The organism is Actinomyces sp. S4-C9 (assembly GCF_000758775.1).
Lineage (GTDB): Bacteria > Actinomycetota > Actinomycetes > Actinomycetales > Actinomycetaceae > Gleimia > Gleimia europaea.
The window spans coordinates 1-5,434 of the sequence record NZ_JRMU01000025.1 but is presented as its reverse complement, the minus strand read 5'-3'; the positions used below and the strand labels follow the sequence as shown (position 1 = coordinate 5,434).

Below are 5,434 nucleotides of genomic sequence, written 5' to 3'. Positions count from 1 at the left end.
GTGTGGGTGTTGTTTGTGAACTCGATAGTGTGTTTTTTGTTTTGTCCTTTTTTGTTTTGTTTTTGTTTTTTGGTTGGGGTCGCTGGGCTGGCCTGTTTTGGTTGGTTTGGTTTTTCTCTGTTTTGTTTTTGTTTGGAGAGTTTGATCCTGGCTCAGGACGAACGCTGGCGGCGTGCTTAACACATGCAAGTCGAACGGGATCCAAAGGCTTTTTGTTTTTGGTGAGAGTGGCGAACGGGTGAGTAACACGTGAGTAACCTGCCCCCTTCTTTTGGATAACCGCATGAAAGTGTGGCTAATACAAGATAATCCGCTTTGGTCGCATGGCTTTGGTGGGAAATGCTTTGTTGTGGTGGGGGATGGGCTCGCGGCCTATCAGCTTGTTGGTGGGGTGATGGCCTACCAAGGCGGTGACGGGTAGCCGGCCTGAGAGGGTGGGCGGTCACACTGGGACTGAGATACGGCCCAGACTCCTACGGGAGGCAGCAGTGGGGGATTTTGCACAATGGGCGCAAGCCTGATGCAGCGACGCCGCGTGAGGGATGGAGGCCTTCGGGTTGTAAACCTCTTTCGCTGGGTTGAAAGGCCATGCTTTGGGTGTGGTTGATTTGAACTGGTAAAGAAGTACCGGCTAACTACGTGCCAGCAGCCGCGGTAATACGTAGGGTACTAGCGTTGTCCGGATTTATTGGGCGTAAAGGGCTTGTAGGTGGTTTGTCGCGTCTGTCGTGAAATCCTGTGGCTTAACCATGGGCTTGCGGTGGGTACGGGCAGGCTTGAGTGCGGTAGGGGAGACTGGAATTCCTGGTGTAGCGGTGGAATGCGCAGATATCAGGAGGAACACCGGTGGCGAAGGCGGGTCTCTGGGCCGTTACTGACACTGAGGAGCGAAAGCGTGGGGAGCGAACAGGATTAGATACCCTGGTAGTCCATGCTGTAAACGTTGGGCACTAGGTGTGGGGGCCGTGTGGTTTCTGCGCCGTAGCTAACGCATTAAGTGTCCCGCCTGGGGAGTACGGCCGCAAGGCTAAAACTCAAAGGAATTGACGGGGACCCGCACAAGCGGCGGAGCATGCGGATTAATTCGATGCAACGCGAAGAACCTTACCAAGGCTTGACATGCACCGGTACAGTGTAGAGATATGCTGGCCTTTTTGGCTGGTGTGCAGGTGGTGCATGGTTGTCGTCAGCTCGTGTCGTGAGATGTTGGGTTAAGTCCCGCAACGAGCGCAACCCTTGTCTCGTGTTGCCAGCATTTGGTTGGGGACTCTCGAGAGACTGCCGGGGTTAACTCGGAGGAAGGTGGGGATGACGTCAAATCATCATGCCCCTTATGTCTTGGGCTTCACGCATGCTACAATGGATGGTGCAGAGGGTTGCGATACTGTGAGGTGGAGCTAATCCCTTAAAGCTGTTCTCAGTTCGGATCGTAGTCTGCAACTCGACTACGTGAAGGTGGAGTCGCTAGTAATCGCAGATCAGCAACGCTGCGGTGAATACGTTCTCGGGTCTTGTACACACCGCCCGTCACGTCACGAAAGTTGGTAACACCCGAAGCCCGTGGCCTAACCGCGTTTGTGGGGGGAGTGGTCGAAGGTGGGATTGGCGATTGGGACGAAGTCGTAACAAGGTAGCCGTACCGGAAGGTGCGGCTGGATCACCTCCTTTCTAAGGATTTTCTTTTTTTCAAGGGGCTTGGTTGGTAGTTGTTTCCACTGTTTTGGTGGTGCTGCTTTCTGGGTTTGTTCCTTAGTTTTTGGATTGTTTTTGCAAGAACAAGGCGTTGTTTGGGCATTACAAGATTTACCCTGGGCTGGGCCGTGCTGGTTTTGTGTGGTTTGGTTTGGGGGCATGCTGTCGGGTTTATGGCTAACACTGTTGGTCTGGCCCTTCCACTATTCCATTGTTGTTTGCATTGGCTGTTGGCTGGTGTGTGGTGGTTTGGTGGTTGTGGTTGGGTTGTTGGTGATTTGTATAGTGGTTGCGAGCATCTTTTTTGTTTGTTTTGTTGGGTTTTTTAGTTTTTGTGGGCGTTTGGTGGATGCCTTGGTGCCTAGAGCTGATGAAGGACGTTGTGGCCTGCGATATTCCCTGGGGAGTTGGCGAGCGAGCGTTGATCCGGGGGTTTCCGAATGGGGTAACCTGACAGGTTTTGTGGCCTGTTACCACTGCTTGAATGTATAGGGTGGTGGGGGGAACGTGGGGAAGTGAAACATCTTAGTACCTGCAGGAAGAGATATTCTGTAAGTAGTGGCGAGCGAAAGCGGATGATGGCTAAACTGTGTGCGTGTCAAGGCGGCAGCTGTTGCGCATGTGGGGTTGTTGGGGCGTGTTTTTCCATTCTCTGCCGGGGGTGGGGGTAGTTATAAATGGTTGTGTGGAGCTGAACAGTTTGGGATGGCTGACCGTAGGGCGTGATAGTCGTGTAGGTGGTTCATGCAACTCTGCCTGAGTGTGTTCCCAAGTAGCAGCGGGCTCGTGGAATCTGCTGTGAATCTGCCCAGACCACTGGGTAAGCCTGAATACTTCTAGGTGACCGATAGTGTAGTAGTACCGTGAGGGAATGGTGAAAAGTACCCCGGGAGGGGAGTGAAATAGTGCCTGAAACCAAGCGCTTTTAAGCCGTCAGAGCCGGTCGGCCCTTTTTTTGGGGTTGTGGTGATGGCGTGCCTATTGAAAAATGAGCCTGCGAGTTAGTGATGCGTGGCGAGGTTAACCCTTTGTGGGGTAGTCGTAGCGAAAGCGAGTCTTAATTGGGCGCCCAGTCGCGTGTTCTAGACCCGAAGCGGGGTGATCTACCCATGGCCAGGTTGAAGCGATTGTAAAAGGTCGTGGAGGACCGTACCCACCTAGGTTGAAAACTGGGGGGATGAGTTGTGGGTAGGGGTGAAAGGCTAATCAAACTCCGTGATAGCTGGTTCTCCCCGAAATGCATTTAGGTGCAGCGTTCTGCGTGTGTTGTTGTGGTGGTAGAGCTACTGGTTGGTTGATGGGCCGTTTTGGTTACTGACGTCAGCTAAACTCCGAATGCCATTGATAATTGCAGGGCAGTGAGACTGCGGGGGATAAGCTTCGTAGTCGAGAGGGAAACAGCCCAGATCATCGGTTAAGGCCCCTAAGGGTGTGCTGAGTGGGAAAGGATGTGGAGTTGCATAGACAACCAGGAGGTTGGCTTAGAAGCAGCCATCCTTGAAAGAGTGCGTAATAGCTCACTGGTCAAGTGATTCCGCGCCGACAATGTAGCGGGGCTTAAGCACACCGCCGAAACCGTGGCATGAAACTTTTTTGTTTTTTGGGTAGGGGAGCGTCCTGACTGGGGTGAAGCAGGCCTGTGAGGGTTTGTGGACTGGTTGGGAGTGAGAATGCAGGCATGAGTAGCGAGTGGTGGGTGAGAATCCCACGCGCCGATTGACTAAGGGTTCCAGGGCAAGGTTTATCCGCCCTGGGTTAGTCGGGTCCTAAGGCGAGGCCGACAGGCGTAGTCGATGGATGACCAGTTGATATTCTGGTACCGGTTTTTTCTTGTCCAGTGCTGACAAAGTTGTGCTAACCAACGCCGTGATGGTGGTGATTCCTTCGGGTTTTACCACCTAGTGGTCTTGGGGTCCCTTCTTGGGTAGGCAAGCGTGTTAACAGGGGTGACGCAGTAGGGTAGCTGATGCTGGCCGGTGGTTGTGCCAGTCTAAGGTTGTGGCCCGCATGCTAGGTAAATCCGGTGTGCTGTCTTTAATGACGTGGGTGAGGGCTGATGGGACTGCCACTTATAGTGGTGGTTATTGGTGTGCCTGTGCTGTCTAGAAAAGCCTCGACGTTAGAGAATGACCGCCCGTACCCTAAACCGACTCAGGTAGTTAGGTAGAGTATACTAAGGCGTGCGAGTGAATCATGGTTAAGGAACTCGGCAAAATGCCCCCGTAACTTCGGGATAAGGGGGACCAGGCCCGGACAAGTACTGTTTTTCTGGTTTTTGTTTGGGTGTGGTCGCAGTGATTTGGAAGAAGCGACTGTTTACTAAAAACATAGGTGTGTGCGAAGCCCTAAGGCGATGTATACGCACTGACGCCTGCCCGGTGCTGGAAGGTTAAGCGGAAGGCTCAACCCCTTGTGGGGTGAAGGTTTGAAGTTAAGCCCCAGTAAACGGCGGTGGTAACTATAACCATCCTAAGGTAGCGAAATTCCTTGTCGGGTAAGTTCCGACCTGCACGAATGGCGTAACGACTTCTTCGCTGTCTCGACCATGAACTCGGTGAAATTGCATTACGAGTAAAGATGCTCGTTTCGCGCAGCAGGACGGAAAGACCCCGGGACCTTTACTATAGCTTGGTATTGGTAGCCGGTTGTGTTTGTGTAGGATAGGTGGGAGACTGTGAAGCCGCTACGCTAGTGGTGGTGGAGTCGTTGTTGAAATACCACTCTGATATAAACGGTTATCTAACCTTGGTCCGTGATCCGGATTGGGGACAGTGCCTGGTGGGTAGTTTAACTGGGGCGGTTGCCTCCTAAATGGTAACGGAGGCGCTCAAAGGTCTTCTCAGCCTGGTTGGTAATCAGGTGTTGAGTGTAAGTGTAGAAGAAGGCTTGACTGTGACACTGACGGGTGGAGCAGGTGCGAAAGCAGGAACTAGTGATCCGGCCGTGGTTCGTGGAAACGCGGTCGCTCAACGGATAAAAGGTACCCCGGGGATAACAGGCTGATCTTGCCCAAGAGTCCATATCGACGGCATGGTTTGGCACCTCGATGTCGGCTCGTCGCATCCTGGGGCTGGAGTCGGTCCCAAGGGTTGGGCTGTTCGCCCATTAAAGCGGTACGCGAGCTGGGTTTAGAACGTCGTGAGACAGTTCGGTCCCTATCCGCTGCGCGCGTAGGAAACTTGAGAAGGCCTGTCCCTAGTACGAGAGGACCGGGACGGACAAGCCTCTGGTGTGCCAGTTGTACCGCCAGGTGCATGGCTGGTTAGCTACGCTTGGGAAGGATAACCGCTGAAAGCATCTAAGCGGGAAGCCTGCTTCAAGACAAGGTTTCCAACCCCACCTAGTGGGGGAGAGACTCCCAATAGATGATTGGGTTGATAGGCCAGGCGTGTAAGCATGGTAACGTGTTTAGCTTACTGGTACTAATAGTCAACAACTAAAAACAACCATTAACAGCAATGACAAACAGAAACACTGTTTGCTCGTAACTACTATGCAAACCACTACCAACCCCACACACCCCAAGGCGTGTAAACGCTAACAACGAGCGTGTGTGCAGGCAAACACAATGGGTAAACCAATCCTGGGTTTATACCAGCGTGTTTAGCTGTGTTGGCAATAGTTTTGCGGTGGTCATAGCCACGGGGAAACGCCCAGAATCCCATACCGAACCTGGAAGCTAAGCCCGTGAACGCCGATGGTACTGCACCCGGTAGGGTGTGGGAGAGTAGGAAACCACCGC

General features: G+C 52.9%; 3 rRNA genes. All 3 read left to right on the top strand.

Annotation, left to right across the window (positions count from 1 at the left end):
* Nucleotides 1-129: 129 nt before the first annotated feature.
* Nucleotides 130-1,668 (top strand): 16S ribosomal RNA (locus HMPREF1628_RS08510).
* A gap of 346 nt (nucleotides 1,669-2,014) precedes the next feature.
* Nucleotides 2,015-5,137: ribosomal RNA gene (locus HMPREF1628_RS08505) — 23S ribosomal RNA — on the top strand.
* Between the two features lie 180 nt (nucleotides 5,138-5,317).
* A 5S ribosomal RNA gene (gene rrf / locus HMPREF1628_RS08500) occupies nucleotides 5,318-5,434 on the top strand; the annotation flags it as partial.